This window comes from Haloferax sp. s1 (genome assembly GCF_058382125.1).
In genome coordinates, this window is the sequence record NZ_JBZRPK010000384.1 from 1 (window position 1) to 3,956 (window position 3,956).

At 59.2% G+C, this 3,956-nt stretch carries 3 protein-coding genes; all 3 read left to right on the plus strand.

Going from position 1 to position 3,956, the window contains the following annotated elements; translation table 11 throughout:
• The first annotated feature begins 88 nt into the window (after positions 1–88).
• The 3 genes from QT222_RS04890 to acs all read left to right on the plus strand — a co-directional run bounded on the left by QT222_RS04890 (position 89) and on the right by acs (position 3,915).
• The gene (locus tag QT222_RS04890; protein WP_491476492.1) at positions 89–646 is read left to right on the plus strand and encodes a methyltransferase; all 558 of its coding nucleotides are present in this window, start codon (positions 89–91) and stop codon (positions 644–646) included.
• Between the two features lie 32 nt (positions 647–678).
• The gene (locus QT222_RS04895) at positions 679–1,572 is read left to right on the plus strand and encodes an alpha/beta fold hydrolase (protein WP_491476493.1); all 894 of its coding nucleotides are present in this window, start codon (positions 679–681) and stop codon (positions 1,570–1,572) included.
• A gap of 387 nt (positions 1,573–1,959) precedes the next feature.
• Positions 1,960–3,915, plus strand: a complete 1,956-nt coding sequence (acs, locus tag QT222_RS04900) for an acetate--CoA ligase (RefSeq protein WP_491476494.1) — start codon at positions 1,960–1,962, stop codon at positions 3,913–3,915.
• Positions 3,916–3,956: the final 41 nt, after the last annotated feature.

Genomic DNA, 3,956 nt, shown 5'->3' on the forward strand with positions numbered 1-3,956 from the left:
GGCCGCGTCCTTCTAGGGGTGGTGCGCCGAGGACCCCGCTCGCGGGGGGCCGGCACAGGAGGGCTCCGGGGCGGCGGCGTCGATCTTCGTGGCGGACGTTGTCGGCGGGATGCCCGTTCCGGGGGGGCGGGGCGGCCGGCTGGATGTCGGCGGTGGGCGGGGATTGTACGCCATGGAATTATGCCGACGACATCCTGACCTCTCCGCCACTATCTTCGACTTCCCGGACGCTATCGACGCAATGCAGGACGACATCCCCGACGAGATAGTCGGGCGTCTGGATACCCGGACAGGCGACTACTGGACCGACGACCTCGGTGAGGGATACGACCTGGCCCTGCTTTTCAACGTCATCCACGCGCACAGTCCCGCTGAGAACACCGCCCTCTTCGAGCGGGTGAGGAACGCGCTCGCTCCGGGCGGACGGATAGTCGTACTCGACCAGTGGGAGGGAAGCGGACGGACGCCAGTCAGCCGTGCAGGCTTGCGGTTCGTCGCACTAACCTACCACACGACGCTCGGGGCAGACGTCTACGAACACGACGAAGTTTCCTCGTGGCTTCAGACGGCCGGTTTTTCCGGCATCCAGCGCCAGAGTGTCGGTCCCACCGCGGGAATGGCAATTGTCGAGGCGACCAAGCAGTAAAGAGTAGAGATTATAGGTCCAAACTAATACTGATGACTGATACAAAAACTCACCCGAATACTGATGCATCGTTGCTTGCTGATCCCCGTGTTGAATCTACCTATCGCACCGTCAATAATGTTCAGTTACACGTCGTCACCGCAGGCGAACCCGACGCTCCACTGGTCGTCTTACTGCACGGGCATCCCGATTTCTGGTACGGCTGGCGCGACCAGATCATTTCGCTCGTCGAAGCCGGCTTCCGTGTGGTCGTACCGGACCAGCGGGGCTGTAATTTGAGCGAAGCTCCCAATGGAATCGATTCCTATCGGGTCTCAGAACTATCCTCTGACGTATGTGAATTGATTCACAGCGAGGGCCGGGAATCGGCCCACGTAGTTGGGCACGACTTCGGTGGATTCGTCGCTTGGCACGTAGCACTCCGTCATCCATCCATCGTCGATCGACTCGGAATCTTCAATGTCCCGCATCCAACGGTGTATCGAAACGTCTTACGATCTAGTCCCCAACAGATTGCCCGAAGCTGGTACGTATGGTTCTATCAGTTACCGAAGCTACCCGAATGGGCGTTGAGTCGGAACGATATGGACAATATGGTTGCTTCTCTTGAAGTAACTTCAAACCCTGGAACGTTCGACGAAGAAACGATTGACCGCTATCACGCGGCCTGGCGGCACACCGGCGTTGGTCCGAGGGTAAACTGGTATCGTGGGTTCCGTCGTTCGGAAAGCCCACCACGAAACACCGTTACCCAGCCGACACTGATTTGTTGGGGAGAAGGTGACATCGCACTTCTCCCCTCAATGGCCAAAAAGAGCGCCGACTACTGTGAAAACAGTCAGCTACGGATGTTTCCTGGTGCTTCACATTGGGTGCATCATGAGCGTGAGGAAGTAACTGAAGCGCTGCTCCGTCATCTCTCATAAACAACACAACGAATCATCATTCTTGAACAGACCTCGTATAGGCGACTTCCTCTAGGTCAATCTTGAGATGGTCGCCGAGCGTGCTGATATCACTGGTATTGAGCGTGAGGTGGAGGGCCGTTCTATGGGCTGCCAGTGCGGTCCAGAGATTTGTATCTCGTGTGTCCTGTGGGAGATAGTGAATAATACCAATTGGACAATTGGTGCTTGCTTCTTGCGGCCGGCAGCTCTCTCGAATTTCTGTTGAACGGCACCTCTAGTAGTGTTTGCAAATCATTGCACATTCGCTCGACCGCTGTCGTGCGCTCGGATGTGTCACCAGTTGCAAACGCTACTATCGTTCCGGAGTACGAACGTTTTTTGTCCTGAGGGCGATTGGATTTGTGCATGTCGAACGGTGGGGGACCGGACTTCGAAACGAGGATGGCCGAGCACGGGCGAATTGACCCTCCCACGTCGTTCGTCGAGCAGGCCACCGTCTCCGACGGGTCTATCTATGGTGAGTTCAGTGACACGTGGCCGGACTGTTGGGAACATGCGGCGGCGACAATCGATTGGAGCGAACCGTACGAGTGTGTCCTCCCGAATGATGAGCCACCCTTCGAGTGGTTCGCTGGGGGGACGCTGAACGCCTCCTACAACTGTTTGGACCGGCACATCGAAACCGGAGCGAAGAACCGGGTAGCCATCAAGTGGGAAGGCCACCTCGGCGAGACGCGAACCTACACGTATCAGGACCTCTACCGCGAGGTCAACGAGTTCGCGGCCGCACTTCGTGCGCAGGGCGTCGAGGAGGACGACGTGGTGACCCTCTACATGCCGATGATTCCGGAGTTGCCCATCGCCATGCTTGCGTGTGCCCGCATCGGCGCACCACACTCAGTCGTCTTCGCGGGGCTGTCGGCGGATGCACTCGCAACCCGACTCGAGAGCGCGGACTCGGAGTACCTCGTCACCTGCGACGGGTACTACCGTCGGGGGAACGCTATCTTCCTGAAGAGCAAGGCCGACGACGCCCGCCTCAAGGCCGCTCACGACCTCGACGAGATGGTCATCGTCGAGCATCTCGACGAGGCCGAACACCTCGGAGAGAATCAGCACACGTACGACGAACTGGTCGGCGAACACGCCGGTTCGGAGGTTCCACCAGTCGAGCGGGCGGCCGATGACGTTCTCTTTCTCATCCACACCTCGGGTACCACGGGTGAGCCGAAACGGGTCGAACATGTCACCGGCGGCTATCTCGCTCACGTGACGTGGACGTCGCAGACGGTGTTGGACCTCAAACCCGAGGACACGTACCTCTCGACGGCAAACATCGGGTGGATTAGCGGTCATTCGTACGTCGTCTACGGCCCGTTAGCGGTCGGTGCCACGACCGTTATGTACGAGGGGACGCCTAACTACCCGGAGAAAGACCGCATCTGGAATCTCATCGAGCACAACGCCGTCGACGTCTTCTACACGGCTCCAACGGCGATTCGTGCGTTCATGAAGTGGGGTGCGGAGTATCCCGCACGGCACGACCTGTCGAGTCTTCGCCTGCTCGGGACGGTTGGCGAACCTATCAACCCGCGCGCGTGGGAATGGTACTACAAGCACATCGGCAACGGGGAGTGCCCGATTGTCGATACGTGGTGGCAGACTGAGACCGGCGGCATGATGATTACGACCCTCCCGGGCGTCGACGCCATGAAGCCGGGGTCGGCCGGCCCGCCGCTCCCGGGCATCGACGCGAAAATCGTGGATGGGAGTGGGAAGGAGGTTCCACCGAACGAGGCGGGGTATCTCGTCCTCACCCGCCCGTGGCCGGGAATGCCGGTGGCACTTCGACATGGACGTCGGTGGGGTCGCGAGGGTACCTCGAAGGTCGACGTGAACGGGTGGAACTACTTCACCGGTGACGGTGCGAAGGTAGACGAGAACGGCTATATCACCGTCCTCGGGCGGGTCGACGACGTGATAAACGTTTCCGGCCACCGCCTCGGCACCATGGAAATCGAAAGCGCCATCGTCGATGTCGAAGGTGTCGTCGAGGCAGCCGTCGTCAGCGTAGACAACGCCGAAACGGATGGCGTTCACGCCTACGTCACGCTTGAGGCAGCTATCTCGGGTGACGAGCAGATGCGTGAACGAATCTCCTCACACGTTCGCGAGCGCATCGGCCGAATTGCTACCCCGGATGCTATCGTTTTCACTCCTGACCTCCCGAAGACGCGGTCGGGGAAGATTATGCGGCGCTTCCTCGAAAACATCGCAAACGGTGAGGAGTTCGGCGACACCTCGACGCTCCGGAACCCCGAAATCGTCGGCGAACTCAAGTCCATCGTTCGGGACAGCTGACCGCTGTTTCGGAAATATTTGGTAACTCGAAACCCCTTATC

Coding starts and splice junctions, on each gene's coding strand:
- QT222_RS04895 (WP_491476493.1), top strand. CDS start 679: ATGACTGATACAAAAACTCACCCGAATACTGATGCATCGTTGCTTGCT.
- acs (WP_491476494.1), top strand. CDS start 1,960: ATGTCGAACGGTGGGGGACCGGACTTCGAAACGAGGATGGCCGAGCAC.